This is a genomic window from Acidovorax sp. JHL-9 (assembly GCF_000426205.1).
Lineage (GTDB): Bacteria > Pseudomonadota > Gammaproteobacteria > Burkholderiales > Burkholderiaceae_C > Acidovorax > Acidovorax soli.
Genome location: NZ_AUEX01000028.1, coordinates 14,069 through 40,279 on the forward strand (window position 1 = coordinate 14,069; position 26,211 = coordinate 40,279).

Below are 26,211 nucleotides of genomic sequence, written 5' to 3' on the forward strand. Positions count from 1 at the left end.
GGCCCTCACTCGGTGATCTGGAACTGGTCCAGGTACTCGGACTTGAGCGTCAGGCCCAGGCCCGGCACGTCGTCGCGCAGCTGCAGGAAACCGTTGTCGGCGATGGGCTCGCCATCGAAGATGTACCAGAACAGTTCGTTGCCGACTTCCACATCGAAGATCGGGAAGTACTCGGCCATGGGCGACGCGAGCGTGCTCATGGTCAGGTGGTAGTTGTGCATCTGGCCGGCGTGCGGAATGACGGGCACGCTGTAGGCTTCGCACAGCGCGTTGATCTTGTGCGCCGCGGTGATGCCGCCGACGCGGTTGGTGTCGTACTGCACGACGCTCACGGCCTTCTTGTCCAGCAGCTGCTTGAAGCCGTACAGGCTGAACTCGTGCTCGCCGCCCGAGATCGGGATGCTGGTGAGCTGGTTCAACTCGGCGTAGCCGTCGATGTCGTCGGCGATCACCGGTTCCTCCAGCCAGCGCGGCTCGAACTTTTCCAGCTTCGGGCACATGCGCTTGGCGTACTCCAGGTTCCAGCCCATGTAGCACTCCAGCATCAGGTCGTTGTCGTAGCCGATGACCTCGCGGATCGCCTCGACCGACTTGAGGTTCTCCTTCACGCCGTCCTGCAGGTGGGCCGGGCCGTAGCCGAAGCGCATCTTGAAGGCCTTGAAGCCCTGGTCCTTGAACTTCTGCGCCTCCTCCTGCATGGCCTTGAGGTCGGTGCGGTAGAGCTTGCTGTAGTAGCAGGGGATCTTCTCCTTGGTGCGCCCGCCCAGGAGCTTGAACACCGGCTTGTTCACGCTCTTGCCCAGGATGTCCCAGATGGCCAGGTCCACCGCCGAGATGGCGGCCATGGTCACGCCCTTGCGGCCCCAGGCGTGGGTGGCGCGGTACATGCGCTGCCACAGGTACTCGTAGTTCCAGGGGTCCTGGCCCACGACCAGGGGCGCGAGGTACTCGTCGATGATGGCCTTGGCGATGCGCGGCGCCAGGGCCACGTTGCCCAGGCCGACGATGCCGTCGTCGGTCTCGATCTCCACCACCGTCCAGGAGTGGAAGCGGAAGGTGCTCATGGTCTCGGTCTTGGAATAGACCAGGTCCATGGCGTTGGAACAGAAGTTGCCCTGCGGCGGAACGGTCTTGCCCTTCCATTCGTAAACGCGGGCGCGGACGGACTTGATCTTCATACAGACCTCGGTGATTAAAAAGGAAAGAAAAGAAAAGGCGGCCAGGGCCGCCCGGGTGTCAGGCGGCGGTCGCAGCGGCTCCGGGGGCCACTCCGTGGTGGGCTGCACCCATGCGGCAGGCAATCAGGAAAGCCTGCCAGGTGGCCTCGACATTCGCCTTGCCATGCCCTGCGATGTCGTAGGCCGTGCCGTGGGCGGGCGTGGTGATGGGAATCGGCAGGCCACCCTGCACCGTGACGCCGCGCGAGAAGCCCAGCAGCTTGATGGCGATCTGGCCTTGGTCGTGGTACATGGTCACGATGGCCTGGTACTCGCCGGCCTGGGCTTTCAAGAAGATGGTGTCGGCCGGGAAGGGGCCGTGAAACGGTGCCTCACTGGGCCAGTCGCGCGCCTGCAGGGCGGCCACGGCGGGGCCGATGATGTCGATTTCTTCCCGCCCGCAGGTGCCACCGTCGCCGTTGTGCGGGTTGAACCCAGCGATCGCCACCTTCGGCGCCGCCATGCCACTGGCACGCAGGGCGTTGTAGATCAGCTCGGCCGCCTGCGCGATGCGCTCCTGGCTCAGGTAACGGGCCACATCCCTGAGCGGCACATGCGATGAGATGCGCGAGGTCCACAGATTGCCCAGCGTGTTGAACTCGCAAAAGTAGCCGGTAACGCCCAGGTATTCGGCAAAGTGGTGCAATTCGTCCTCGTGGCGCAGGCCGCCCATCTTCATGGCCTGCTTGTTCAGGGGGGCAAAGCAGATCGCGTCGATATCGCCGGCCAGAGCGGCATCCATGCACTGGTTGAGTATTTGCAGCACCGAACGGCCGCCCGCCACGCCGACCTGGCCCTGCACCACATCGGAGCTGGCAATAGTGTTGACCGCCACGAAGGCGGGCAGCTGCGAGTCGGCACGAGCCCGCGCCGCAGCCAGGTTGGCAAGCGTGGTGGTGGCTACCTGCACGCCAGCGATGCGCTGGCCTTGTTCCCACAGCCAGGGATCGCCGATGAGCACCAGATTGGCCTGCTGGACGGCCTCGGGCTTGGCCAGCAGGCGCGCGATGAGTTCGGCACCGATGCCGGAAGGGTCGCCCAAGGTCAGGGCGACGACGGGAAGGGTGGACGCGGGCATGGATCTCAGTCGATCTTGATGTTGTTCTTGCGGATGATGTCGCCGAAGCGCTTGTACTCAGCGTTGTGGAAGCTGACGAAATCGGCCTGCGCCATGGGTGCGAGTTCGGCGCCCACGGCCTCCAGACGCGTCCGGGTCTCGGGCATGGCCAGTACCTTGTTGACCTCGTCATGTACGCGCTGCTGCACCGCCTTGGATGTTGCGGATGGCATGTAAACGCCATACCAGGCGCTCGCCTGCACGCCAGGCAGGCCGGCCTCTGCCATGGTGGGTACGCCCGGCAGTTGAGCATTGCGCTGTGGTGTGGTGACGGCCAAGGCGCGCAGCTTGCCGTTCTTGATCTGCCCAATGACCGATGGCATGGTGTCAAAGCTCATCTGCACCTGCCCCCCCACCAGATCGACCAGCGCAGCCGAGCTGCCCTTGTAGGGCACATGCGTGATGTCGATACCGGCCGCATCCTTGAACATTTCGGCGGCGATGTGCTGGGTGCTTCCCGTACCGCTGCTGGCATAGTTGATCCTGCCTGGCTCCTTCTTCGCCAGGGCCACCAGTTCATTGACCGATTGCACGGGCAAGCCATTGCCCACCACCAGCACGTTGGGCACGGAGCCCACGAAGGCCACGGGCACCAGATCCTTGTTGCTGTCGTAGTTCAGCTTGAGCAGGTGTGGCGCAATGGCATGGGCCGTGACCACGCCCATGACCATGGTGTGGCCATCGGTGGACTTGGCGGTGACGTCGGCCGCCAGCGTATTGGAAACACCGGGGCGGTTTTCCACCACCACGGGCTGCTTGAGTAGCGGCGCCAGGCGGTCGGCCACGGCACGCGCCATGGCATCCGTGCCGCCACCGGGAGCGGAACCCACCAGCAGGCGCACCGGCTTGGTCGGCCAGTCGGCCCCGTTTTGCGCCATGGCGCTCCATGGCAGCAGTGCCACCAACGCCACTGCGGCGGCCATTTTTCGTCTTTGCATGCTTGTCTCCTGTGGATATCGTCAAATGCAGTGCCCATCGTAGGCAGGGTATTGATTGCCGTAAACTGAAAAGTCTTGATCTATCAATAACCCAAAGTAATCATTCATGGGCTCCATCGACCGGCAGGAAAGCACGTCGCAGCTGCTCAACCGGCTGCGCATGCGGCAAATTGCGCTGATCCTCGCCATCGACGCACAACGCACGCTGCGCGGCGCGGCAGCGCAGCTCGGCCTGACACAACCGGCAGCCACCAAGATGCTGCACGAGCTGGAAGACGCGCTGGGCCTGCCGCTGTTCGAGCGCGTGGGCCGAGGCCTGCAGCTCAACGCCGCAGGCGAACGCGTGACGGATTACTTTCGGAATATCCGGGGCAGCATGGAAGCGTTGAACCGCGAAATTGGCGAGCTGCGGCTGGGCAGCGCCGGGCGCCTGGCGGTTGGCAGCATCATGGCCGCGTCGCCCGGTCGCCTGACCGAGGCGCTGCTGGAACTCAAGGCGCAGTTTCCGCTGCTCGCGATCGAGGTGGCGGTGGACACCAGCGATCTGCTACTGGCGCAGTTGCGCGAGGGCGTACTGGAGGTCGTGGTCGGACGCCAGGCTGGCCAGCTTGGCGGCGGCTACGACTTTCGACCGATCGACGATGAAGGGCTGTCCGTCGTGGTGGGAAACGAGCACCCGCTGGCGCGCAAGCGCCAGGTCACATTCACAGCGCTGCAAGATTACGCCTGGGTGCTGCAGCCGCCCGGCAGCCCCATGCGCGAACTCATCGAGCAGGAGTTCCGCGACCACCAGCGGCCGCTGCCGCGCGGGCTGATCGAGACCGGCTCCATCCTCACCACAATCAACCTGATCCGGCGCTCCACACTGGTCGCCGTGATCCCCGAGACCGTGGCACGCCTGAACGCGGCGCACGGCCTGCTGCGCGTGCTGCCTTACCGACTGCACCGCACCCTCGATGCCTATGGCAGCCTGGTGCGCAACGACCGGCCGTTGAGCAAACCGGCCGAGCAGTTTCTGGCACTGCTGCACCGCACGGCACCGGGCTGATTCGCGGGCTTCTGCCGCGCGACAATCCGAGGCATGACCACCCACGCCCACTCCAACATCCCGCTTTCCACCCACGACACCACGCGCATCGACGATCTGCGCATCAAGGCCGTGCGCCCGCTCATCACGCCGGCCCTGCTGCAGGAATGGCTGCCCGCGCCCGACGCCGCGCAAAACCTGGTGGAGGCCAGCCGCGCCGCCATCTCGCGCGTGCTGCAGGGGCGGGACGACCGGCTGGTCGTGGTGGTGGGGCCCTGCTCCATCCACGACCATGGCCAGGCGATGGAATACGCGCACGCGCTCAAGGCCCAGGCCGATGCCCTGGGCAATGACCTGATCGTGGTGATGCGCGTCTATTTCGAAAAGCCCCGCACCACCGTGGGCTGGAAGGGCTACATCAACGACCCGCACCTCGATGGCAGCTTCGCCATCAACGAAGGGCTGGAGCTGGCACGCCAGCTGCTGCTGGATGTGCTGGCCGTGGGCCTGCCGGTGGGCACCGAGTTCCTCGACCTGCTGAGCCCGCAGTTCATCAGCGACCTGGTGAGCTGGGGCGCGATTGGCGCGCGCACCACCGAGAGCCAGAGCCACCGGCAGCTCGCATCGGGCCTCTCTTGCCCCGTGGGGTTCAAGAACGGCACCGACGGCGGCGTGAAGGTGGCCAGCGACGCCATCCAGGCCGCGCAGGCGCCGCACGCTTTCATGGGCATGACCAAGATGGGCCAGGCCGCCATTTTTGAAACGCGCGGCAACCACGACTGCCACGTCATCCTGCGCGGCGGCAAGCAACCCAACTACCAGAAGGCCGATGTGGACGCCGCCTGCGCCCTGCTCAAGGCGGCGGGCCTGCGCGAGCAGGTGATGATCGACGTGAGCCACGCCAACAGCAGCAAACAGCACCAGCGCCAGATCACCGTGGCCGCCGAAGTGGCCCAGCAGATCGCCGCCGGCGACGCGCGCATCACCGGACTGATGATTGAAAGCCACCTGCAAGAGGGCCGCCAGGACATCGTGCCCGGCCAGCCGCTGCAGCATGGGGTTTCGGTGACCGACGCCTGCATCAGCCTGGCCCAGACGGTGCCGGTGCTCGAAAACCTGGCCGCCGCGGTGCGGGCAAGACGCCAGAAAAACGCCGCATAGCCGGTGCCCGGGCGGGGCACCGGAAAACAGCCCCGCGGCGTGGAACCAACATTTGGCGGCAAACATCCTTGGGGCATGCCGCACCCGCAAAGTCAATCCCAGATTGACCAGCGCTTTGTGCACGACCTGTTCACCGGCCCCAACGATGCCGCCATGGTGGACACCATCATTGCCCTGTCGCGCAGACTGGGGCCGGCCATGATGGCCGAGGGCCTTGGATCGCCCGGGCAACGCGATCTGCTGGCCCCTGGGGGGGCCACCCCCAAGGGCTCCCTGTTCGCCCACGGCCCTTCTGGAGGCCTTCTTGCGCCCTGAAGCCGGCTCATAGCCCGGTTGAGCGAACTCACCGCAGCCTGGTCTGCGGTTTTTTTTTGCCTGTTTCCCCGTGGAGCCATTGCCTGCCCCGGTTCAGGCGCGCAGAAAACGGCGCGGCGTTGCTCTGCTGTTATTAATCAAAGACTTCTATAAATACATAGTGGTAGTAGTAGAAGGCGGCATTTGCTGTGGACAAGTGACTTTTGCCTTGGCCTGACAGCCACTTGCGCTGCGCCAAACCCTGTGGACCAGGCCCTGCTCACGCTGTCTTGCGCACGGGGATAAAACCGGGCCAGGGCCGATTTCTGTGGATAAGCCCCCGGTTGTGCCAGAACTATCCCCAGTTTTGTTCTTGCGGGCAGTGGTGGCAAAAAACGGCCATCGAACCCTATGCAGCCAGCCAGGGCCTGATTTCCCAGTGCCACAACGCCAGGCTGGCGCCGATCCAGACGGCCACGATCAGCACCGCACCGATACGGCTGGTGGGCTTGCTGCCCTTGGTTGCTATCCACAGATCGGCCTGTGCGCGGCATTGCTGCAGCACCAGCGCCGGGATCAGCCGGATCACCAGCCAGATCAACCCCGGCAGCAGCAGCACATCGTCCAGGTAGCCCAGCACGGGGATGAAGTCCGGAATCAGGTCGATGGGGCCAAGAACCTGTTCAATGCCTTTTTGGATTCACACAAGTGCCTTGCCCGAAGGGGTGGAATGAAATCGGGCGATTGGACGCCCAGTGCCTTGGCATACCAGGGCGCCTGCGGGTGGCGCGCGGCAAACCACAGGGTCACGCCGTCCCGTTTGACGCTTTTGGCCCAGGTTTTCAGATGGCTCGCAAGGTGCACAGGTTTTTCAGGGGAGGGGGAAGAAGGCCCCCATTTTTATGCCATGCAACACAACTGCAGCGCCGCAAAGAAGGTTTTGGTTGTTCTTCTATGGTTCTATATATAAATAGCAGTAGTAGTAGAGGGCGCCATTTTTTGTGGACAAGGCCATTTTTATGAATGCTGGCGCGCAGTTGCGTTGGCTGGAAGCATGTGCGCAGTGCCCCCTGAACTTTGGTGCCGGCAGATAACAACTTCCGGCTCCTCGTTTTTTCTGTGGATAACCGCCCGGTTGTTCCAGAACTGTCCCCATGTTTGTCCACAACGAAAAAAGCCCGGTGCATTGGAAGGCACCGGGCTCGGAGGATCCGTCGAGGATGGCTGTCGCAGGCCTTATCGGCCAGGGCCTCCCATGGGCATGTCGCCGCCGCGCATCATGCCGTGTCCATCAGGACCATAGCCCCAGTCGCCGCGGTATCCGCCCTTGCCACCCTTGCCGCGCATGTGCCCGGCCTGGGCGTCGAAGGTCTTTTGCTGCTCTGGCGTCAGGGCGGCATAGAAGGCCTTGATGGCTTCACCGCGGCGGTCGGCTTCGGCGGCGTGCTGGGCGCGCAGGGCGCGCATGCGGTCGATGCGTTCGGGCGTGGTGAGCTTTTGCATGTCGGCGCGGTCCAGGCGGGCGGGACGTTCGCCAGGTTGCATGGCGGCGGTGAAGGTGGCCCAGGCCGGTTCCTGCGCGGGGGTCAGTTTCAGTTGCGCCTTCATGGTTTCGGCACGCTTGGCCATGTAGGCCTGGTGGCGTTCTTGCCAGTCGCCCGGCTTGCGTGCCTGTTCGGCCGCTGCACCGGCGGCTGGGGGCGCAGAGGGTGCTGGCTGGGCCAGCACGGGAAGGGTGAGGGCCGCCATCACGGCGGCGGCGGCAATGCGGCGTTGGAAGAAAGACATGGTGGAAGCCCTTTCGTTGGGTTGGTCCGCTGGTACAACCGTTCCAGCGGTTGAAGGCAAGTGTGCGCGGCCCGTGTAACCCGCCCGTGTGGGATTGATACGCCTGTGTAAAGTTGCAAGAAGAAGCCCGGTGCCCCTGCTGTATGGATTTCAGCTAAAAACGGCAGATAAAGCCTTTTAAATAAGCGCCGAAAGCTATTAAAACAATAGTAAAAACCGCTGCTGCACGGGCCAGGCGACCCGCCGACCCCCGACAATATCGGCTGTGCCCTGGATTGGCTAGAGAAACAAAGGTTGTCCGTGTTCAAGAACATGATCGTGTACCGCATTGCGCCGCAATGGCAGGTGGAATTGACGCAGGTGGAAGAGGCGCTGGCCAAGATGCCTTTCCTCGAATGTGGTGCTACTCAGGAAAAGTCCCTGGGCTGGGTGCCGCCGCGCGGTGATGCGCATGGCCCGCTGGCCGAGTCGGTCGGGGGGCAGTGGATCCTGCGCTTCATGGTCGAATCCAAGGTGCTGCCCGGCAGCGTGCTGGCCCGCCGCGTCAAGGAAAAGGCCGAACGCATCGAGCAGGAAACCGGCCGCAAGCCCGGCAAGAAGGAAAGCAAGGAACTCAAGGACGAGGCCAAGCTCGACCTGCTGCCCATGGCCTTCACCAAGCAGGGTTCGATGTGGGTGTGGATCGACACCGCATCGCGCCTGCTGGTGCTCGATACCTCAGCCCAAGGCCGTGCCGACGAGGTGGTGACCCTGCTGGTCGAATCACTGCCGGGCCTGTCGGTCTCGCTCATCCACACTGCCACCAGCCCGCAGGCTGCCATGTCGCACTGGCTGGCCACGCAGGAGCCGCCCGTGGGCTTCACCGTGGACCGCGAATGCGAACTCAAAAGCGCCGACGAGGCCAAGGCCGTGGTGCGCTACGCCCGCCACCCGCTCGACATCGAGGAGGTGCAGGCCCATATTGCCGCCGGCAAGCTGCCCACCAAGCTGGCGCTGACCTGGGACGACCGCGTGTCCTTCATGCTGACCGAAGGCCTGCAGATCAAGAAAGTTTCGTTTCTCGACACGGTGTTCGAGGGCACCAAGGCCGACGATGGCGGTTTCGACACCGATGTGGCCATTGCCACGGGCGAGCTGGTCAAGCTCATCCCCGACCTGATCGAGGCGCTGGGCGGCGAGGCCGAGAGCGGCGTGGCCAGCGCGGCGCAGGCGATGGCCGCAGGCGCTGCGCCAGCTTCTGCACCATCCGCACCTGCACGCCAAGCAGCCGGCGGTGGCATGGTTACCGGGCCCAAAGAAGCGCCGGTGGACACCGACCCGGAGTCGGCGCCGTTCTGATTTCATTGCCCCACCCTCCGTACCGCAGCGGCACTGCCTGGGACGCGTGTGGCAGCTTTCCCGGGTTACTCAAGAGGTCGGCCGCCGCCGCCCGGCCGCGGGCATTGCCTTCGATGCCGTCGCACCTGGGAACACGCTGTGCTCCACGTCCAGCCAGGGCGGGTTCTCGGCATACATGGCCGCCACCGTCTCCTTGATGGCAGGGATGTACCAAGCGTTGTCGTTGAGCCGGTGGCTCATGATGATCGGCGATGTGATGCGCGGGTCGTCAATCAGGCGGTAGACCAGATCGCTGCGCAGGCGTGCTGATGCGGGGATCAGGCACAGCCCGGACTCTGCGGCCACCAGCCCCAGGGCGGTCTGGATCTCTCGCACCTCGTGCACTTCAGATGGCCGTACGGCATAGTCGTTGAGCAGGCTCAGTACATGGTCGGCAAAGCTGGGCCGGGGCTCCTTGGGGTAGACGATGAGCTTTTGCCCTTCGATCGCGCTCAGTGGGATGCGGCTGGATTCGCCTGCCAGCGCCGAATCTGGCGGCAGGGCCAGCACCAGCCTTTCCTCGCGCAGGATGGTGCGCGCCACGGTGGAGTCGTTGCCCCGTATGCGCCCAAAACCCACATCGATGCGGCCGGACTTCAGCGCGGCAAACTGCTGGAGCGATGTCAGCTCCACCAGGTGGATGTCCACATCCGGGTAGCGGTGGCGCAGCTGGCGCACCAGCATGGGCAGGCCGCCATACAACGTGGACGCCACAAATCCAATGGACAACGTCTGCTTCTCGTTCAGGCCGAGCTGGCGGGTGGTGGTCTTGAGCTGGTCCAACCGGTTGATGATCTGCAACGCCTGCTCGTAGAACACCCGCCCCGCTTCAGTCAGGCGCAGGGGACGGGTGTTGCGCAGAATGAGCTTGACGCCCAGCTCTTCCTCCAGCAGCTGTATCTGGCGGCTCAGCGGCGGTTGGGCGATGTGCAGCAGTTCTGATGCACGCGTGAAGTTGCGTGCATTGGCAACGGCCACAAAATATTTGAGCTGGCGGATATCCATTAGGGTAAACCATAGGTTTTCAGATGGTTCAACCATAAGTTGTTGATTCTTATGGATGGAATTTTAAACTATACCAACAGGGTATTGAACAAGACATATTTGGTGTTGGATCGTTTGGGGGGTGCGCGGTCCAATTCGCCCCATGCAACCTACAACACGCCCTGAATCCCGCACCAGCCTGGCCGTTGTCGAGCGGGTAGAGACCCTTCTGCTGGACCTGCCCACGATCCGTCCCCACCAGCTATCGATGGCCACGATGAACGGCCAGACTCTGATGCTGGTGCGCCTGTACTGCTCGGATGGCACGGTGGGCGTGGGCGAAGGCACCACCATCGGCGGCCTGGCCTACGGCGCCGAATCGCCAGAGGGCATGAAGCTGGCAGTGGACACCTATTTCGCGCCGTTGCTGGTCGGTGCCGATGCCAACCACGTGCCGGCCATCATGGCCCGGCTCAACAAGGCCATCAAGGACAACCGCTTCGCCAAGTGCGCCATCGAGACGGCGCTGTTCGATGCGCTGGGCCACCGCACCGGGCTGCCGGTGTCGCAGCTGCTGGGCGGGCGTGTGCGCGACAGCCTGCCCATTGCCTGGACATTGGCATCGGGCGACACGGCCAAGGACATCCACGAAGCCGAACGCATGCTTGCGCAGCGCCGCCACAACATCTTCAAGCTCAAGATCGGCCGCCGCAGCGTGGCCGACGATGTGGCCCATGTGGCCGCCATCAAGAAAGCACTGGGTGATCGTGCCTCGGTGCGCGTGGATGTGAACATGGCCTGGAGCGAGCTCGATGCCCAGCACGGTCTGGCGGGCCTGGTCGATGCCGGTTGCGATCTGGTGGAGCAGCCCGTGGCGTCTGTGGACGCACTGGCGCGGCTCAAGGGTCGCTACCCCATTGCCGTGATGGCTGACGAATCCCTCACCGGGCCTGCCTCTGCGTTTGCGCTGGCGCGCATGGCCGGTGCCGACGTGTTCGCCGTGAAGATCGAACAATCGGGTGGCTTGCTCGAAGCCCTGCAGGTAGCGGCCATCGCCGATGCCGCGGGCATCGAGCTGTATGGCGGCACCATGCTCGAAGGTGCTGTGGGCACCCTGGCTTCTGCCCATGCGTTCGCCACCTTCCGCACCTTGCAGTGGGGCACCGAACTGTTCGGCCCCCTGCTGCTCACCGAAGAGATTCTGGCAGAGCCCCTGCAGTACCGAGATTTCCAGCTGGCGGTGCCGACGACGCCAGGCCTTGGAATGGCGCTGGACGAAGACCGTGTCCAGCACTTCCGTCGCGACCGGAAACGGACCAGTGCCGTGGGGGCGGCGCAACCCGCCGCCACTGCGCACTGAGCCTTGCACGCGTCTTTCACTTTCCCTGTTCGGTTCCCCGCATTCATTCCACGATCCAAGGAGATAACCATGGCCACCCATATTTTCAACACCCCCGAAGTCCAGGACTTCCTGCATCTGGCCAGCGGCCTGAGTCAAGCCGGCGGCAATGCACGTGCCAAGCAGATCGTGCATCGCCTGCTGTCGGACCTGTTCAAGGCCATCGACGACCTGGACATCACCTCGGACGAATACTGGGCCGGCATTGCCTACCTGAACACCCTGGGCGCCCGTGGCGAAGCCGGCCTGCTGTCGCCCGGCCTGGGCCTGGACCGCTTCCTGGACATGCGCATGGACGCCAAGGACAAGGAACTGGGGATCGAAAACGGCACGCCCCGCACCATCGAGGGCCCGCTGTATGTGGCAGGCGCCCCCGAAGCGCAGGGCTTTGCCCGCCTGGACGACGGCAGTGACAAGGCCGGCCATACGCTGGTCATGCACGGCACGGTGTACGGCGCCGACGGCAAGCCCCTGCCCAATGCCAAGGTCGAGGTGTGGCATGCCAACACCAAGGGCTTCTATTCGCATTTCGACCCCACGGGCGAGCAGCAGGGCTTCAACATGCGCCGCACCATCATCACCGACGCACAGGGCCGCTACAAGTTCCAGAGCATCGTGCCCAAGGGCTACGGCTGCCCGCCCGACGGCCCCACGCAAGCCCTGCTGAACCAGCTGGGCCGCCATGGCAACCGCCCTGCGCACATCCACTTCTTCGTGACGGCCGACGGCCACCGCAAGCTGACCACGCAGATCAACATCGACGGCGACCCGCTGGTGAATGACGACTTCGCCTACGCCACCCGCGAAGGCCTGGTGCCTGCCCTGGTCGAGCGCACCGATGCCGCCAGCATCCAGGCGCAGGGCGTGGACGGTCCGTTTGCCGAGATCGCCTTTGACTTCACGCTCAGTGCCCTGGTCAACGGCGTGGACAACCAGCTCGTGGACCGCCCACGCCTGGCAGCCTGATTCACCGCGGCCGGGTGCCCCGCCACCTGGCCGACCCCGCTCCCTTTTGCTTTCGCCCCCTGCACTGCCGCACCGCGCGCGGCGGGGGGACAGCTGCACCCTGAGGAATCCACCATGAACACCACCGCTGCCACCGCCGAGCGTTCTGATGTTGAAGCGCTGATCGAAGACGCGCTGCAGGACGACAAGGACAATGGCGTCTTCCGCTGCCGCCGGGACATCTTCACCGACCCTGCACTCTTCGAACTGGAGATGAAGCACATCTTCGAAGGCAACTGGGTCTATCTGGCGCACGAAAGCCAGATCCCCGAGATCAACGACTACTTCACCACCACCATCGGCCGCCAGCCCATCGTCATCACGCGCGGCAAGGACGGCCAGCTCAACGCGGTGATCAATGCCTGCGCCCACCGCGGCGCCATGCTGTGCCGCAAGAAGCATGGCAACAAGGGCAGCTTCACCTGCCCCTTCCATGGCTGGACCTTCAACAACACCGGCAAGCTGCTCAAGGTCAAGGACGAAAAGACCACCGAGTACCCGGTGCAGTTCAACAAGGAAGGCTCGCACGACCTCAAGAAGGTGGCGCGCTTTGAAAGCTACAAGGGCTTCCTGTTCGGCAGCCTGAATGCCGACGTGCAACCCCTGCAGGACTTCCTGGGCGAGACCAAGGTGATCATCGACCAGATCGTGGACCAGGCGCCCGAAGGCCTGGAAGTGCTGCGCGGCAATTCGTCTTACATCTACGACGGCAACTGGAAGCTGCAGATGGAAAACGGCTGCGACGGCTACCATGTGAGCTCGGTGCACTGGAACTATGCCGCCACCATGGGCCGCCGCAAGGAAGGCGGCACCAAGGCCGTGGACGCCAACGGCTGGAGCAAGAGCACGGGCGGCGTGTATGGCTTTGAAAACGGCCACATCCTGCTGTGGACCAACACCATGAACCCCGAGGTGCGCCCGGTCTACAACCGCCGCGACGAACTCAAGGAACGCCTGGGCGAAGACAAGGCCGAGTTCATCGTCCAGCAGACGCGCAACCTGTGCCTGTATCCCAACGTGTACCTGATGGACCAGTTCTCCACGCAGATCCGCGTGACGCGCCCCATCAGCGTGGACAAGACCGAAATCACCATCTACTGCTTTGCCGTCAAGGGCGAGAGCGCCGAAGACCGTGCCACCCGCATCCGCCAGTACGAGGATTTCTTCAACGTGTCGGGCATGGGCACGGCCGATGACCTGGAAGAGTTCCGTTCCTGCCAGAACGGCTATGCCGGCAAGGCAGCACCCTGGAACGACCTGAGCCGTGGCGCGCCCCTGTGGATCGAGGGACCTGACGAGAATGCCCGCAAGATGGGCCTCAAGCCCCTGCTCAGTGGCGAGCGCAGCGAAGACGAAGGCCTGTTCGTTTGCCAGCACGAGTATTGGGCGCAGGAGATGCGCAAGGCCGTGGACCACGAGCGCAAGGGAGAAGCAGCATGACCGCCGACTACAACGCCATCTGCACATTCCTGTACCGCGAAGCCCGCCTGCTGGACGACCGCCAGTGGGACGAATGGCTGGAGCTGTACGCCGAGGATGTCGAGTACTGGATGCCCGCCTGGGACGACGACGACCGCACCACCGAAGACCCGCACAGCCAGATCTCGCTGATCTACTACGGCAACCGCAACGGCCTGGAAGACCGCGTGTTCCGCATCAAGACGGAGCGCTCCGGTGCCTCCACGCCCGAGGCCCGCACGGGCCACGCGGTGCTCAACGTCGAGGTGCTGGCAGACCGTGGCACCGAGGTGGACGTCCGCTACAACTTCCACACGCTGAGCCACCGCTACAAGGCCACCGACGCGTTCTTCGGCACCATGTTCGTGACGCTGCGCCGCCAGGAGGGCAGCTTCCTCATCGGCCGCAAGAAGATCGTCCTGAAGAACGACTACATCCGCCAGGTCATCGACGTGTACCACGTCTGACGCCGCCAGGAGAACATGATGAGCAGCAGCTACAACATTGCCCTGAATTTCGAAGACGGGGTGACCCGCTTCATCGCCTGCGGCGCCCAGGAAAAGGTCCTGGATGCCGCCTTCCGCCAGCGCATCAACCTGCCCATGGACTGCTCGGACGGCGTGTGCGGCACCTGCAAGTGCCGCGCCGAGAGCGGAGACTACGACCTGGGCGATGACTACATCGAAGACGCGCTGACCGCCGAGGAGGCGGGGCAGCGGCTGGTGCTGACCTGCCAGATGGTGCCGCGCTCCGACTGCGTGATTGCAGTGCCCGTGCCTTCCACGGCCTGCAAGACCGGCACGGCGAAGTTCGGTGGCACCGTGGCTGCGGTGGAGCGCTTTGGCGATGCCGCCTACGAGCTGGCACTGGATGTGCCCGAGGACGCCCCGGGCTTCCTGCCAGGGCAGTACGTGAACATCGGCGTGCCCGGCAGCGGGCAGCACCGTTCGTACTCGTTCAGCTCGGCCACCGGCGCGCGCCGCATGACCTTCCTCATCAAGCATGTGCCCGGGGGCCTGATGAGCAGCTGGCTCGCGGGGGCCCAGGCCGGCAGCAAGCTGGAGATGACCGGCCCGCTGGGCAGCTTCTACCTGCGCCCCGTCACGCGGCCACTGCTGTTCCTGGCCGGGGGCACCGGGCTGGCGCCCTTCCTGTCGATGCTGGAGACGCTGGCGGTGCAAGGCTGCGCGCAGCCCATCCACATGCTGTACGGCGTGACGCGCGACCAGGACCTGGTGATGGTGGACCGCCTGGAAGACTATGCACGCCGCATCCCAGGCTTCACGTTCGGCACCTGCGTGGCCGATGCCGCCACCGCGCATCCGCACCAGGGCTATGTCACCGACCACCTGCCGCCCCAGGCCCTGCACGAGGGGAATGTGGATGTCTACCTGTGCGGACCGCCACCCATGGTCGATGCCGTGCAGCGCCACTTCAAGGCGGCGGGCATCGCGCCCGCCAGCTTCCATTACGAAAAGTTCACCCCCACCCAGGCTGCTGCGCCCGCGGCGGTGGCTGCGTGACCCAGGAGCAAGGCATGAACAAGCGATTTGAAGGCAAGGTGATGCTGATCACCGGCGCCGCGCAAGGCATAGGCGAGCGCGTGGCCGAGCGTGCTGCCCAGGAGGGTGCCACGCTGGCCCTGGTGGACCGCTCGCCGCTGGTGCGCGAACTGCGCGACCGGCTGGCCGAAACCACCCGCGTGATCGCCATCGAGACCGACCTCGAAAAGTTCGAGGGCGCACTGCAGGCCGCAGAGGCCACGCACAAGGCCTTTGGCCGCATCGACGTGCTGGTGAACAACGTGGGCGGCACCATCTGGACCAAGCCCTACGAGCACTACGGCGCCGAGGAGATCGAGGCCGAGGTGCGCCGCTCGCTGTTTCCCACGCTGTGGGGCTGCCGCGCCGTGCTGCCCTACATGCTCAAGAAGAAAAAGGGCGCCATCGTCAACGTGTCGTCCATCGCCACGCGCAGCGTCAACCGCGTGCCCTACGGCGCGGCCAAGGGCGGTGTGAATGCCATGACGGCCTGCCTGGCCTTCGAGAACGGCGAGCGCGGCATCCGCATCAACGCCGTGGCCCCGGGCGGCACCGAAGCGCCACCGCGCCGCATTCCGCGCAACAGCGCCAAGCCCGGCAAGAAGGAGCAGGCCTGGTACCAGCAGATCGTGGACCAGACCGTGGACAGCACGCTCATGAAGCGCTACGGCACGCTCGATGAACAGGCCAGCGCCATCCTGTTCCTCGCGTCGGACGAATCGTCCTACATCACCGGCACGGTCATTCCCGTGGGCGGTGGCGACCAGGGCTAGCCCCGCAGCCGTGCCTCGGCCCCATCTTTTGAGGAGACAACTATGAAAACCATTGAAATCAATCCCATCATCGACAACGCCCGCTTCACCAGGTTTCACTGGATGGTGGTGGCACTGTGTGCCCTGTTGCTGATCTTTGACGGCTATGACCTGTTCATCTACGGCGTGGTGCTGCCCGTGCTCATGGCCGAATGGGGACTCACCCCGGTGCAGGCAGGCGCCCTGGGCAGCTATGCACTGTTCGGCATGATGTTTGGCGCCTTCATCTTCGGCCCGCTGGCCGACCGCATCGGCCGCAAGAAGGGCATCGCGATCTGCTTCGTGATGTTCAGCCTCGCTACCTTCCTCAACGGCTTTGCCACGACACCCACCGAGTTCGGCATCTACCGCTTCATCGCGGGGCTGGGCTGCGGCGGCCTCATGCCCAATGCCGTTGCGCTGATGAACGAATACGCGCCCAAGCGCGCCCGCAGCACCCTGGTGGCGCTGATGTTCAGCGGCTACTCGCTGGGCGGCATGCTGTCGGCCGGGCTGGGCATCTACATCCTGCCGCGGTTCGGCTGGCAGGCCATGTTCTTTGCTGCCGCCGTGCCCATGCTGCTGTTGCCGCTGATCATGTGGAAGCTGCCGGAGTCCGTGGGCTTTCTGGTGCGCCAGGGCAAGGACAAGGAGGCCCGCGACATGCTGGCCCGGGTGAGCCCCGATGTGAAGATCGACGCCGACGCACGTCTGGTGGCTGTCGACGCCAAGGGCGCTGGCGTTCCGATGCTCGACCTGGTCAAGGACGGGCGCGCGGTAGGCACCTTCATGATCTGGCTGGCGTTTTTCTGCTGCCTGCTCATGGTGTACGCGCTGGGCTCGTGGCTGCCCAAGCTGATGGCGGGTGCGGGCTACAGCCTGGGCTCCAGCCTGTCGTTCCTGCTGGCGCTGAACTTTGGCGGCATGGCCGGTGCCATTGCCGGGGGCTGGCTGGGCGACCGTTTCAGCTTGCCCAAGGTGGTGCTGGCGTTCTTTGCCGTGGGCACCGTGGCGATTGCGCTGCTGGGCTTCAACAGCCCCATGCCCCTGTTGTACCTGCTGATCACGATTGCGGGTGCCACCACGATCGGCACGCAGATCCTGCTGTACGCCAACACCGCGCAGTTCTACCCGCTGGCCATGCGCTCTACCGGTCTGGGCTGGGCATCGGGTGTGGGCCGCACGGGTGCCATCGTCGGTCCGCTGCTGGGTGGTTCGCTGCTGGCGGCCAAGCTGCCACTCAATATGAACTTCCTGGCGTTTGCCCTGCCTGGTCTGGTGGCTGCCTTGGCCATGGGTGGTTTCATCCTCTGGTACCGGCGCGATGCGGGTTTGGCACAAGCTTCGGTTGCCGATACCGTCAAAATGCAGACGGTGCAGGCCGGCCTGTCGCGCTGAAGGCGTTGACCTGCGGCTGCCAGCGCCCAAGCAGCCTGAGGCGCCGCAGTATCTGCCCGAGCACTTGAGCCGCGCGCTGGAGCAAGTTGCTTCAGCAGCGCAACATCCGCGCGGACGGACCCACCCGGTGCCCCGCACACAATGCTGTACATGATTGGTTGAATCACATGCGGTTCAAGGACTGGTCTCTGACCGCCTGGGTGGCGGGTTTTCTGGCGGTGCTGATTTCATATGCCGGTCCGCTGGTGATCTTCATCCAGGCGGCGCAGGCGGGCCGCGTTTCGCCAGCCGAGCTGACATCCTGGATCTGGGCGATCTCGATGGGTGCGGGTATCAGTGGCCTGCTGCTGAGCTGGTGGCTCAGGCTGCCCATCGTGACCGCCTGGTCCGCACCGGGCACGGCGCTGCTCTTGACCCTTTTCCCGCACGTCAGCATGCCCGAGGTGGTGGGAGCCTACCTGGTGGCGGCCGCGCTGGTGGTGCTGCTGGGGGCCACGGGCTATTTTGAAAAGGTCGTCAACCAGATTCCCAAGGGCATTGCGGCCGGCATGATGGCCGGCATCCTCTTTCAGTTCGGCGTGCAGGCGTTCCGCGTGAGCGGGGAGGCGCCCGCCGTGGTGCTGTCGATGCTGGGGGCCTACCTGCTGGGCCGGCGTTTTTGGCCGCGCTACGCCATCGTGCTGGTGGCATGCACGGGCTTTGCTGTGGCGTGGGCATTGGGCTCCACCCAGCTGCAGTCGCTGGGGCTGTCCCTGGCCACACCGGTGCTCACCGTACCCCGGTTCGAGGCGGGGGCCATCCTGAGCCTGGCGGTACCGCTGGTGCTGGTGAGCCTGACCGGGCAGTACCTGCCCGGCATGGCTGTGCTGAGGCTTGCAGGCTACCCTGTGCCAGCGCGTGCCGTGGTGACGGGCACCGGCATCGCTTCGCTGCTGGTTGCGTGCTTTGGCGGCATCTCCATCGTGCTGGCTTCCATCACGGCGGCGCTGTGCACCGGCAAAGATGCGCACCCTGACCCTGACAAGCGCTACGTGGCCGGCATGGCCAATGGCGTGTTCTACCTCATTGGGGGGACCTTCGCCGGCACCATCGTGCAGGTGTTCGCAGCGTTCCCGGCATCCCTGGTGGCGGCGCTCGCAGGGCTGGCACTCATCGGTGCGGTGGTGTCCAACATCCGGGCGCTGGCCGAGGAGGGGGAATACGTCGAGCCCTCGGTCATCACCTTTTTAGCCACTGCCTCGGGCATGTCGCTGTTCGGTTTGGGGGCCGCGTTCTGGGGCGTGACGCTGGGCATGCTGGCTTATTGGCTCATCCCGCAGGCCGGGCGCAGCGGAGCGCGTTGACACTGCGCTGGCCGAGGCCCGGCAGGGGCTTGCGCAAAAATCCCCGTTCAGCGCCCCAGCAGTGAGCGCGCCACCAGCTCCTTCATGATTTCCGACGTGCCGCCGTAGATGCGCAGCACGCGCGCGTCGGTCCAGAAGCGCGAGATCGGGTACTCGGCCATGTAGCCGTAGCCACCAAAGAGCTGCAGGCAGGCATCGGCCACGCGGCCAAAGACTTCGGTCGTGTGCAGCTTCAGGGCGCTCACCGCTTCGGGCGTGAGTTCGCCGCGCTCGTGAGCGGCCACGCTCAAGGCCAGGAAGGCCTCGGCGGCGGCAATGTCGGATGCGCATTGCGCCAGCGTGAAGCGCGTGTTCTGGAACTGGCCGATGCGCTGGCCGAAGGCCTGGCGCTCCTGCACATATTTCAGCGTGGTGTCGAGCGCACCCTTGGCGCCGTGCACTGCCTGCACGCCGATGATGAGGCGCTCGCGTGGCAGTTCGCGCATCATCTGCACGAAACCCTGGCCCTCCACGCCGCCGAGCAGCGCATCGAGCGGCACGCGCAGGTCGTTGAAGAACAGCTCGGAGGTGTCGCCCGCGTGCTGGCCGATCTTCTCCAGGTTCTGGCCGCGCGTGAAACCGGGTGCTTTCGTATCGACCAGGAACAGGCTCACGCCCTTGGCGCCCGCGGCCGGGTCGGTCTTGGCGGCCAGCACCAGCAGGTCGCAGTGCTGGCCGTTGCTGATGAAGATCTTGCTGCCGTTGATGACGTATTCAGCACCCTCCCGCCGTGCCGTGGTGCGGATGGCTTTCAGGTCGCTGCCCGCACCCGGCTCGGTCATGCCGATGGCCGCCACGGCATCGCCGCTGGCCATGCGCGGCAGCCAGTACTGGCGCTGCGCTTCGGTGCCGCAGTGCAGCAGGTAGGGCGGGATGATGTCGTTGTGCACCTGCAGCCCGCCGACGAAGCCGCCATAGCCGCGGCGCGAAAGCACCTCCACCACGGCGAAGGAAAAATGCACGCTGGCGCCGGGACCGCCGTATTCCTCGGGCACGTCGGCGCACAGGTAGCCGTTTTTTCCCATCTTGCGGAACAGCTCGCGCGCCACCAGGCCGGCCTTTTCCCAGTCGCGGTAATGGGGCTCGATCTCGGCGTCGCAAAAGCGCTCCAGCGATTCGGTGAAGAGCTGCAGTTCGGCCTGCTGCTCGGCCGTGAGGAGGGTGTTGGGGAGCATGGTTGCTATTGAATGGAGGGCTTTCAGCGTTTGATGAGCAAGCGCTGGAGGCCAAAAAGACTCAAACCCGTTCGAAGATCGCCGCGATGCCCTGGCCGCCGCCGATGCACATGGTCACCAGCGCATGGCGCCCGCCGGTGCGGTGCAGCTCGGCAATCGCCTTGGTGGTGATGATGGCGCCCGTGGCGCCCACCGGGTGGCCGAGCGAGATGCCCGAGCCGTTGGGGTTGACCTTGGCAGGGTCCAGGCCCAGCGCCTGCACCACGGCGCAGGCCTGTGCGGCGAAGGCCTCGTTGGCCTCGATCACGTCCATGTCCTGCACCTTGAGGCCGGTGCGCTGCAGCACCTTCTGCGTGGCCGGCACGGGGCCGATGCCCATGTAGGCCGGGTCCACGCCGGCGTGCGCATAGCCCACGAGACGCGCCAGGGGCTTGAGGCCCAGGGCCTGTACGCGGTCGCCGGCGGCCAGCACCACGGCGGCGGCGCCGTCGTTGATGCCCGAGGCGTTGCCGGCCGTCACCGTGCCGCCTTCCTTCTTGAACGCGGGCTTCATGCCGGCCAGCACTTCCAGCGTGGTGGCCGCACGCACATGTTCGTCTTCCTGGAACAGCACGGTGCCCTTGCGCGTGGCGATTTCCACGGGGACGATCTGCTCCTTGAAGTAGCCGGCGGCGATGGCGGCGGCGGCGCGTTGCTGGCTGGCCAGGGCCAGCTGGTCCTGCATCTCGCGCGAAATCTTGTAGCGCTCGGCCACGTTCTCGGCGGTGATGCCCATGTGCATCTTCTGCCAGGGGTCGTGCAGGATGCCGAGCATGTAGTCGATGCTCTTGGCGTCGCCCATGCGGGCGCCGTAGCGCGCGGCGGTATCGAAGTAGGGGCCGCGGCTCATGGATTCGCTGCCGCCACCCACGGCCATGTCGCAGTCGCCGTAGCCAATGGCCTGCGCGGCGCTGATGATGGCCTGCAGGCCCGAGCCGCACAGGCGGTTGACGTTGAAGGCGGGCGTCTCGATGGGGCAGCCGGCGTCGATGGCGGCCACGCGGGAGAGGTAGGCGTCCTTGGTGTCGGTGGGGATGACGTTGCCCATGACCACATGGCCCACGGCGTCGGGCGCGATGCCGGCGCGCGCGATGGCGGCCTTCACGGCGGTGGTGGCGAGCTGGGTGTTGGGCACGTCTTTCAGGCTGCCGCCGAAGGTGCCAATGGCGGTGCGGGCGGTGCTGACAACGAAGACGTCACGGTGGGTCATGGCAGAACTCCTGGAAATGGAAAAAGGCTGCGCTCAGCGGCCCTGGAACCGGGGCTTGCGCTTGTCGAAGAACGCTTGCAGGCCTTCGCGCATGTCGGCGGTGTGGGCGCAGGTGTCGAACGACTGGGCCTCGGCCGCCAGTTGCGCGCCCAGGTCGCGGTCAAAGCTGGTGCGCAGCAGGCGGCGCATCTGGCCGTAGGCCTTGGTGGGGCCGTTGGCCAGGCGTTCGGCGAAGGCCTGGGTGGTGCGGTCCAGTTCGGGGGCGGGCACCACGCGGTTGACCAGACCGAGGCGCAGTGCGTCGTCGGCGGTGAACGCGTCGCCCAGCAACGCAATTTCCAGCGCGTGGCGCAGGCCCACCAGGCGCGGCAGCGCCCACGATCCGCCGACGTCGCAGCTGGTGCCCAGGTTGATGTAGGCCAGGTTGAACTTGGTGCCTTCGGCGGCCAGCACGAAGTCGCACATCAGCATCAGCGACAGGCCGCCACCCGCCGCCGCGCCATGCACCTGGGCGATGACGGGTGCGTCGATCTGTTGCAGCAGCTGCAGCGTGGCGTTCAGCGGGGCCAGCAGGTCGCGTGCGCCCTGGGCCGGGTCGGCGTGCAGCGTGGCCAGGTCGCCTCCGGCAATGAAGGCGCGGCCCGCGCCCTTGAGCACCACGGCGCGCACGCCGGTGTCGGCGGCGATGGCCTGCACCGCCGCGAGCAGGGCCTGGGCCATGGGCAGGTCCAGCGCGTTCAGGGCTTCGGGGCGGTTGAATTGCAGGGTGACGATGGCGCCCTGGCGGGTGACGATCAGGGGAGTGTTGCCGGACATGGTGTGCTACTGAAAAAGGAGCATTCAGCGGTTTGCTGGAAAACGTTGAAGGCCAATGTGGTTAAAGAATGTGCTCAGACATACAGCGCCTCGATCTCGGCGGCGTAGGTCTTGTAGATGCTGGAGCGCCGCACCTTCATGGTGGCGGTGACTTCGCCGTCGTCGTGGTCCAGTTCCTTGGGCAAAAGGTGGAACTTGCGGATCTGCGCCACCTGCGCCAGCCTGGCATTGCCGGTGGCGATCTCGGCGTCGATGAGTGCGCGCACCTGCGGTGTTTCGACCAGCGAGCGGAAATGCGTGAACGGGATGCGCTGTGCCTCGGCCCATTTGCCCACGGTTTCATAGTCGAGCATGACCAGCGCGCCGACGAACTTGCGTCCCTCGGCCACGATGACGCATTCCTTGATGTAGGGGCTGGCCTTCATCGTGTTCTCGATCTCGGACGGCGTGAGGTTCTTGCCGCCCGCCGTGATCATGATGTCCTTGAGGCGGTCCACGATCTTGAGCTGGCCGTCCACCAGGCGCACCACGTCGCCGGTGTGCAGCCAGCCGTCCACGATGCTTTGCGCCGTGGCCTCGGGGTTCTTGTAGTAGCCCGCGAACACCATCTCGCCCTTGATCTGGAACTCGCCGCCCATGGCGTCGTCACCGCTTTGGGCGATGCGCCACTCCACGCCGTGCGTGGGCACGCCCACGGTGCCCACCACCACATCGTCGAGCCTGTGGCCCGTGACCATGCCGGTGGACTCGGTCAGGCCATAGACCTCGACCAGCGGCACACCGAGCACGCGAAAAAATCGCACCACCTCGGGCGGAATCGGCGCCGCGCCCGTGAGCGCCACCTTGGCCTCGCGCAGGCCGATGAAGTTCTGCAGCGCGCGGAACACCAGCCAGTAGCTGGCGGTGTAGGTGAGCATTTCGCCGAAACTCCAGCGCGCGCGAGGCTTGTCGGCCAGCGGCTGGCAGGCGGCATGGGCCTTGCGGAACAGCGCGCGGCGCAGGCCGCCGGTTTCCTGCAGCTTGATGCTGATGGCGGCGTGCAGCTTCTCCCAGATGCGCGGCACGCCCAGGAACATGGTGGGTGCCACCTCGCGCAGGTCCTCCTGCACGGTGCGGATGGATTCGCCGAAGTTGACCTGCGAGCCCACATACACCGGCACGAAGGTGGTGAGCATCTGCTCGGCCACATGGCACAGCGGCAGGTAGGACAGGTGCGTGGTCTCGCGCGAGAGTTCGAGCCGGTCCGCGATGCCAGGCACCACGCCGCGGATGTTGCGGTAGGAAATCATGGCGCCCTTGGGCTTTCCGGTCGAACCCGAGGTGTAGATCATGAGCCCGATGTCGTCGAGCGTCTGGCGCGCCAGCGCGGCCTCGATGTCCGAGAGCCTGCCGCTCTGTGCGCCCAGCCGCTCCACCTCGCCGAAGGGGATGATGAGGTCGCGCACCGCGGGCGCGAAGCTGCGCAGGCCCTTGGTTTCCATGACCACGATCTTTTTCAGGCGCGGCAACCCGTCCAGGGCGTCGAGCACCTTGTCGGTCTGCTCCTGGTCCTCGCAGACGATGATCTCGATGTCGGCGTGGCCCACCACGTAGGCCACTTCCAACGACGGGCTGGTGGGGTACACGCCCACGGTGACGGCGCCGACCAGGCCCGCGCCCATCTGCGTGAGCACCCATTCGATGCGATTCTCGGCGATCACGCCCACATGGCCGCCCTCGGGCAGCCCCAGGGCGCGCAGGCCCAGGCCGAAGTGGCAGGCCCGCTCGAAATACTGTGCCCAGGTGAAGGGCTTCCAGATGCCGAAGTCCTTTTGCCGGATGGCGACGCGGGTGGCATCCTGGCGCGCGCGTTGGCGCAGCATCTGGGGCAGGGTGAGTTCGGGGAGGTTCATGACAGCCATCTTTTGCGGCGCTTGTAGTGCTTGATCTCTTTGAAGCTCTTGGCTTCCCCGGCCCCGCCCATGCCGAGGTAGAACTCGCGCACGTCGGGGTCGCCCGCCAGGCGCTCGGCCGAACCGTCGATGACGATCTTGCCGTTCTCCATGATGTAACCGCGGTGCGCCACGGCCAGGGCCACGGTGGCGTTCTGCTCCACCAGCAGCATGGAGGTGCCGCGCTCGGCGTTGATGCGCGCGATGATGGTGAAGATGTCTTCGACCAGCTTGGGCGACAGGCCCAGCGAGGGTTCGTCGAGCAGGATGAGCTGCGGCTGGGCGATGAGCGCGCGGCCGATGGCCAGCATCTGCTGCTCGCCGCCCGAGAGGTAGCCCGCCAGGCCCTTGCGGCGCTCGTGCAGGCGCGGGAAGTAGGTGTAGACGAGGTCGAAGTCGGGCTTGGCCGCGCCCGTGCGGCCCGTGAGCGCATAGGTGGCGGCGACCAGGTTTTCCTCGACCGTGAGGTCCTCGAACACCCGTCGCCCCTCCATCACATGCGAGAGCCCGCTGCGCACCAGTTGCTGCGGCGCCAGCGCGGCGGTGCCCTGGCCGTTGAAGAGAATGCTGCCGCTTTCCAGCGCGCCATCCTCCAACGCCAGCAGGCCCGACACCGCCTTGAGCGTGGTGCTCTTGCCCGCGCCGTTGCTGCCCAGCAGCGCCACGATCTGGCCGCGCGGCACGGCCAGCGACAGGCCGCGCAGGGCCTGCACGACCTTGTTGTAGATGACCTCGATGTTGTTGACTTCGAGGACGTGAGCAGCCACGGTTTCGTTCATGGGCATGGGTCGAACGTCGCAACGAGTGTGGAGTCAGCGATGGTCGTGATCGCGAGGCCTGCGCGCGGGGCACCGAGCAAGGGCCGCCCCGCAGCGAGGGTGCCGTCCCCCTTCCCGCAGCGCGCAGCGTTGCGAGAGAAGGGGGAAGCGGCGCAGCCGCTCAGGGGGATGTACCGCATCAGAGCTTGATCCAGTCGGAGGCGGCCACCATTTTTTGGGCTTTCATGTCGGCCTTGTAGACGCGGCCCACGGGAATGGAATTGCCCGTGATGGTGATCGGCACGCCGATCAGGCCACCGGTGTCGAAGTCCTTGAGCGTGTTCAGCGCGGCCTTGAGATTGGCACCGGTGAGCGGCTTGCCCGCATCCAGCGTGCGCTTGGCCGATTCGAGGAACAGCATGGCGGCCAGGAAGCCCTGGATATAGGCCGTGCTCTGGTATTCCGGGCGCAGGGCGCGGATCTTTTCCAGCATGGGCGCCTTCTCGGTGTCGTAGTAGTAGCGGAAGGGCATCACGCCCATGAAGCCGTCGCCGTCCGGGCCCATCTTCATGACGGTAGAGCTGTCCATGGTCCAGAAGGTGCCCATCCACTTGCTGGTCATGCCTTGCTGCTTGCCCTGGGTGATGAACTCGGGGATGGGCGCGAGGATGTAGCCGTGGAAGATGGTGTAGTCGGGCGCGGCGCGGCGCAGCTTGATGACTTCGCCGGAGACGTCCACGCTGCCGGCGGGCGTCATGATCTTCACGGCCACCGACAGGCCCAGCTTCTTGGCTTCGGCCTCGCTTTTCTCGATGGGGTCGCGGCCGAACTCGGAGTCGGAATAGACGAAGGCCACCTTGGCGCCGGGCTTTTCCTTGGCGATGTGCTTGAGCAGGATGCTGAACATCTCGGTGTAGTCGGGGCCGACCAGGAACTGGTGGGGGTACTTCTTCGGGTCGTTCAGTTCGGAGGCGAACGAGGCACCGGCCATCAAAATATTGCCGTTGCGGTCCAGCTCGGGGTTGATGGTCTTGGCGAAGCCCGTGGAGTCGCCGTAGTACACATTGACCTTGTTCTGGCTGGTGATCTTCTTGAACGTGGCCACCGACACATCGACCTTGTAGCCCGTGTCCTCGGGCACGTACTTGACCTTGCGGCCCTTGATGCCGCCCGCGTCGTTGACGATCTTCACGTAGTCCTGGATGCCGGCGTTGATGCCCACGCCCGCGAAGGCGAAGACGCCCGTCATGGGGATGGAGCCGCCGATGACGATCTCTTCGGCGCCTTGCGCGAGCACCGACAGCGGGTGCGTGAGCGCGGCGGCGCCCGCGGCTGCGGCGCCCAGCACCAGGCTGCGGCGCTGGGGGGAAATGCGTTGGTGGTCCATGCTTGTCTCCTTCGGTTG

23 protein-coding genes and 1 pseudogene are annotated in these 26,211 nt (G+C 65.3%); 12 read left to right on the top strand and 12 right to left on the bottom strand.

Features of this window, described 5'->3' with window-relative positions:
* Window positions 1–5 precede the first annotated feature (5 nt).
* From K225_RS0115680 to K225_RS0115690, 3 genes are read right to left on the bottom strand one after another with little or no spacing between them, the layout of a single operon-like run.
* Window positions 6–1,178, bottom strand: coding sequence for an L-rhamnonate dehydratase (locus K225_RS0115680; protein WP_026437290.1), 1,173 nt, complete (start codon window positions 1,176–1,178; stop codon window positions 6–8).
* Between the two features lie 58 nt (window positions 1,179–1,236).
* Complete coding sequence (locus K225_RS0115685; RefSeq protein WP_026437291.1) at window positions 1,237–2,295, bottom strand: 4-hydroxythreonine-4-phosphate dehydrogenase PdxA; 1,059 nt, start codon at window positions 2,293–2,295, stop codon at window positions 1,237–1,239.
* Between the two features lie 5 nt (window positions 2,296–2,300).
* On the bottom strand, window positions 2,301–3,272 hold the full coding sequence (locus K225_RS0115690; RefSeq protein WP_026437292.1) for a tripartite tricarboxylate transporter substrate binding protein: 972 nt from the start codon (window positions 3,270–3,272) through the stop codon (window positions 2,301–2,303).
* A 106-nt stretch (window positions 3,273–3,378) separates the two neighbouring features.
* Between K225_RS0115690 and K225_RS0115695 the strand changes: the two genes are divergently transcribed.
* The 3 genes from K225_RS0115695 to K225_RS0115705 all read left to right on the top strand — a co-directional run bounded on the left by K225_RS0115695 (window position 3,379) and on the right by K225_RS0115705 (window position 5,775).
* Window positions 3,379–4,320, top strand: a complete 942-nt coding sequence (locus K225_RS0115695; protein ID WP_026437293.1) for a LysR family transcriptional regulator — start codon at window positions 3,379–3,381, stop codon at window positions 4,318–4,320.
* Window positions 4,321–4,353: 33 nt separating this feature from the next.
* Window positions 4,354–5,460 carry a 3-deoxy-7-phosphoheptulonate synthase gene (locus K225_RS0115700; RefSeq protein WP_026437294.1) on the top strand — a complete coding sequence of 369 codons (1,107 nt, stop codon included), beginning with the start codon at window positions 4,354–4,356 and terminating at the stop codon, window positions 5,458–5,460.
* Window positions 5,461–5,535: 75 nt separating this feature from the next.
* A complete protein-coding gene (locus K225_RS0115705) occupies window positions 5,536–5,775 on the top strand; it encodes an EAL domain-containing protein (RefSeq protein ID WP_026437295.1) in 240 nt (79 codons plus the stop codon).
* A 388-nt stretch (window positions 5,776–6,163) separates the two neighbouring features.
* Here K225_RS0115705 and K225_RS20990 read toward each other — a convergent pair.
* Window positions 6,164–6,618, bottom strand: a pseudogene (locus K225_RS20990) (YkvA family protein).
* Window positions 6,619–6,990: 372 nt separating this feature from the next.
* Entirely contained in the window at window positions 6,991–7,542 is a 552-nt protein-coding gene (locus K225_RS0115715) for a Spy/CpxP family protein refolding chaperone (protein ID WP_026437296.1), read from the bottom strand.
* Window positions 7,543–7,842: 300 nt separating this feature from the next.
* On the opposite strand from K225_RS0115715, the gene K225_RS0115720 reads away from it, so the two are divergent.
* Window positions 7,843–8,880 (top strand): recombination-associated protein RdgC, encoded by a 1,038-nt coding sequence (locus tag K225_RS0115720; protein ID WP_026437297.1) that lies wholly within the window; start codon window positions 7,843–7,845, stop codon window positions 8,878–8,880.
* A gap of 69 nt (window positions 8,881–8,949) precedes the next feature.
* Here K225_RS0115720 and K225_RS20995 read toward each other — a convergent pair whose 3' ends face one another.
* The gene (locus K225_RS20995) at window positions 8,950–9,924 is read right to left on the bottom strand and encodes a LysR family transcriptional regulator (RefSeq protein ID WP_051249009.1); all 975 of its coding nucleotides are present in this window, start codon (window positions 9,922–9,924) and stop codon (window positions 8,950–8,952) included.
* 142 nt (window positions 9,925–10,066) lie between these two features.
* On the opposite strand from K225_RS20995, the gene K225_RS0115730 reads away from it, so the two are divergent.
* The 8 genes from K225_RS0115730 (at window position 10,067) to K225_RS0115765 (ending at window position 18,838) form a co-directional block, all read left to right on the top strand.
* Entirely contained in the window at window positions 10,067–11,263 is a 1,197-nt protein-coding gene (locus tag K225_RS0115730) for a muconate/chloromuconate family cycloisomerase (protein WP_026437298.1), read from the top strand.
* Window positions 11,264–11,332: 69 nt separating this feature from the next.
* Window positions 11,333–12,268: a catechol 1,2-dioxygenase gene (gene catA, locus K225_RS0115735; protein ID WP_026437299.1), complete on the top strand. Its 936-nt coding sequence runs from the start codon at window positions 11,333–11,335 to the stop codon at window positions 12,266–12,268.
* A gap of 114 nt (window positions 12,269–12,382) precedes the next feature.
* Entirely contained in the window at window positions 12,383–13,747 is a 1,365-nt protein-coding gene (locus K225_RS0115740) for a Rieske 2Fe-2S domain-containing protein (RefSeq protein WP_026437300.1), read from the top strand.
* Window positions 13,744–14,232 (top strand): benzoate 1,2-dioxygenase small subunit, encoded by a 489-nt coding sequence (gene benB / locus K225_RS0115745; protein ID WP_026437301.1) that lies wholly within the window; start codon window positions 13,744–13,746, stop codon window positions 14,230–14,232. Before K225_RS0115740 ends, benB begins: the two co-directional genes overlap by 4 nt.
* Before the next feature lie 18 nt (window positions 14,233–14,250).
* Window positions 14,251–15,288 carry a benzoate 1,2-dioxygenase electron transfer component BenC gene (benC, locus tag K225_RS0115750; RefSeq protein WP_034713019.1) on the top strand — a complete coding sequence of 346 codons (1,038 nt, stop codon included), beginning with the start codon at window positions 14,251–14,253 and terminating at the stop codon, window positions 15,286–15,288.
* A gap of 14 nt (window positions 15,289–15,302) precedes the next feature.
* On the top strand, window positions 15,303–16,079 hold the full coding sequence (locus K225_RS0115755) for a 1,6-dihydroxycyclohexa-2,4-diene-1-carboxylate dehydrogenase (RefSeq protein WP_026437303.1): 777 nt from the start codon (window positions 15,303–15,305) through the stop codon (window positions 16,077–16,079).
* Window positions 16,080–16,121: 42 nt separating this feature from the next.
* A complete protein-coding gene (locus tag K225_RS21000) occupies window positions 16,122–17,495 on the top strand; it encodes an MFS transporter (protein WP_051249010.1) in 1,374 nt (457 codons plus the stop codon).
* A gap of 167 nt (window positions 17,496–17,662) precedes the next feature.
* Window positions 17,663–18,838, top strand: coding sequence for a benzoate/H(+) symporter BenE family transporter (locus tag K225_RS0115765; protein ID WP_026437304.1), 1,176 nt, complete (start codon window positions 17,663–17,665; stop codon window positions 18,836–18,838).
* Between the two features lie 47 nt (window positions 18,839–18,885).
* Here K225_RS0115765 and K225_RS0115770 read toward each other — a convergent pair whose 3' ends face one another.
* The 6 genes from K225_RS0115770 to K225_RS0115795 form a co-directional block, all read right to left on the bottom strand.
* Entirely contained in the window at window positions 18,886–20,052 is a 1,167-nt protein-coding gene (locus tag K225_RS0115770; RefSeq protein WP_034712997.1) for an acyl-CoA dehydrogenase family protein, read from the bottom strand.
* A gap of 61 nt (window positions 20,053–20,113) precedes the next feature.
* Complete coding sequence (locus K225_RS0115775; protein WP_026437306.1) at window positions 20,114–21,301, bottom strand: acetyl-CoA C-acyltransferase family protein; 1,188 nt, start codon at window positions 21,299–21,301, stop codon at window positions 20,114–20,116.
* A gap of 33 nt (window positions 21,302–21,334) precedes the next feature.
* Window positions 21,335–22,117 carry an enoyl-CoA hydratase/isomerase family protein gene (locus K225_RS0115780; protein WP_026437307.1) on the bottom strand — a complete coding sequence of 261 codons (783 nt, stop codon included), beginning with the start codon at window positions 22,115–22,117 and terminating at the stop codon, window positions 21,335–21,337.
* 74 nt (window positions 22,118–22,191) lie between these two features.
* Window positions 22,192–24,009 carry a long-chain fatty acid--CoA ligase gene (locus K225_RS0115785; protein WP_026437308.1) on the bottom strand — a complete coding sequence of 606 codons (1,818 nt, stop codon included), beginning with the start codon at window positions 24,007–24,009 and terminating at the stop codon, window positions 22,192–22,194.
* Complete coding sequence (locus K225_RS0115790) at window positions 24,006–24,827, bottom strand: ABC transporter ATP-binding protein (RefSeq protein WP_026437309.1); 822 nt, start codon at window positions 24,825–24,827, stop codon at window positions 24,006–24,008. Before K225_RS0115790 ends, K225_RS0115785 begins: the two co-directional genes overlap by 4 nt.
* Before the next feature lie 178 nt (window positions 24,828–25,005).
* Complete coding sequence (locus K225_RS0115795) at window positions 25,006–26,193, bottom strand: ABC transporter substrate-binding protein (RefSeq protein ID WP_026437310.1); 1,188 nt, start codon at window positions 26,191–26,193, stop codon at window positions 25,006–25,008.
* Between the last annotated feature and the right edge of the window lie 18 nt (window positions 26,194–26,211).

Excerpts from the sequence above, each read along its gene's own strand:
- K225_RS0115680 (WP_026437290.1), bottom strand. The coding sequence starts at position 1,178 with ATGAAGATCAAGTCCGTCCGCGCCCGCGTTTACGAATGGAAGGGCAAG.
- K225_RS0115685 (WP_026437291.1), bottom strand. The coding sequence starts at position 2,295 with ATGCCCGCGTCCACCCTTCCCGTCGTCGCCCTGACCTTGGGCGACCCT.
- K225_RS0115690 (WP_026437292.1), bottom strand. The coding sequence starts at position 3,272 with ATGCAAAGACGAAAAATGGCCGCCGCAGTGGCGTTGGTGGCACTGCTG.
- K225_RS0115695 (WP_026437293.1), top strand. The coding sequence starts at position 3,379 with ATGGGCTCCATCGACCGGCAGGAAAGCACGTCGCAGCTGCTCAACCGG.
- K225_RS0115700 (WP_026437294.1), top strand. The coding sequence starts at position 4,354 with ATGACCACCCACGCCCACTCCAACATCCCGCTTTCCACCCACGACACC.
- K225_RS0115705 (WP_026437295.1), top strand. The coding sequence starts at position 5,536 with ATGCCGCACCCGCAAAGTCAATCCCAGATTGACCAGCGCTTTGTGCAC.
- K225_RS0115715 (WP_026437296.1), bottom strand. The coding sequence starts at position 7,542 with ATGTCTTTCTTCCAACGCCGCATTGCCGCCGCCGCCGTGATGGCGGCC.
- K225_RS20995 (WP_051249009.1), bottom strand. The coding sequence starts at position 9,924 with ATGGATATCCGCCAGCTCAAATATTTTGTGGCCGTTGCCAATGCACGC.
- K225_RS0115730 (WP_026437298.1), top strand. The coding sequence starts at position 10,067 with ATGCAACCTACAACACGCCCTGAATCCCGCACCAGCCTGGCCGTTGTC.
- catA (WP_026437299.1), top strand. The coding sequence starts at position 11,333 with ATGGCCACCCATATTTTCAACACCCCCGAAGTCCAGGACTTCCTGCAT.
- K225_RS0115740 (WP_026437300.1), top strand. The coding sequence starts at position 12,383 with ATGAACACCACCGCTGCCACCGCCGAGCGTTCTGATGTTGAAGCGCTG.
- benB (WP_026437301.1), top strand. The coding sequence starts at position 13,744 with ATGACCGCCGACTACAACGCCATCTGCACATTCCTGTACCGCGAAGCC.
- benC (WP_034713019.1), top strand. The coding sequence starts at position 14,251 with ATGAGCAGCAGCTACAACATTGCCCTGAATTTCGAAGACGGGGTGACC.
- K225_RS0115755 (WP_026437303.1), top strand. The coding sequence starts at position 15,303 with ATGAACAAGCGATTTGAAGGCAAGGTGATGCTGATCACCGGCGCCGCG.
- K225_RS21000 (WP_051249010.1), top strand. The coding sequence starts at position 16,122 with ATGAAAACCATTGAAATCAATCCCATCATCGACAACGCCCGCTTCACC.
- K225_RS0115765 (WP_026437304.1), top strand. The coding sequence starts at position 17,663 with ATGCGGTTCAAGGACTGGTCTCTGACCGCCTGGGTGGCGGGTTTTCTG.
- K225_RS0115770 (WP_034712997.1), bottom strand. The coding sequence starts at position 20,052 with ATGCTCCCCAACACCCTCCTCACGGCCGAGCAGCAGGCCGAACTGCAG.
- K225_RS0115775 (WP_026437306.1), bottom strand. The coding sequence starts at position 21,301 with ATGACCCACCGTGACGTCTTCGTTGTCAGCACCGCCCGCACCGCCATT.
- K225_RS0115780 (WP_026437307.1), bottom strand. The coding sequence starts at position 22,117 with ATGTCCGGCAACACTCCCCTGATCGTCACCCGCCAGGGCGCCATCGTC.
- K225_RS0115785 (WP_026437308.1), bottom strand. The coding sequence starts at position 24,009 with ATGAACCTCCCCGAACTCACCCTGCCCCAGATGCTGCGCCAACGCGCG.
- K225_RS0115790 (WP_026437309.1), bottom strand. The coding sequence starts at position 24,827 with ATGAACGAAACCGTGGCTGCTCACGTCCTCGAAGTCAACAACATCGAG.
- K225_RS0115795 (WP_026437310.1), bottom strand. The coding sequence starts at position 26,193 with ATGGACCACCAACGCATTTCCCCCCAGCGCCGCAGCCTGGTGCTGGGC.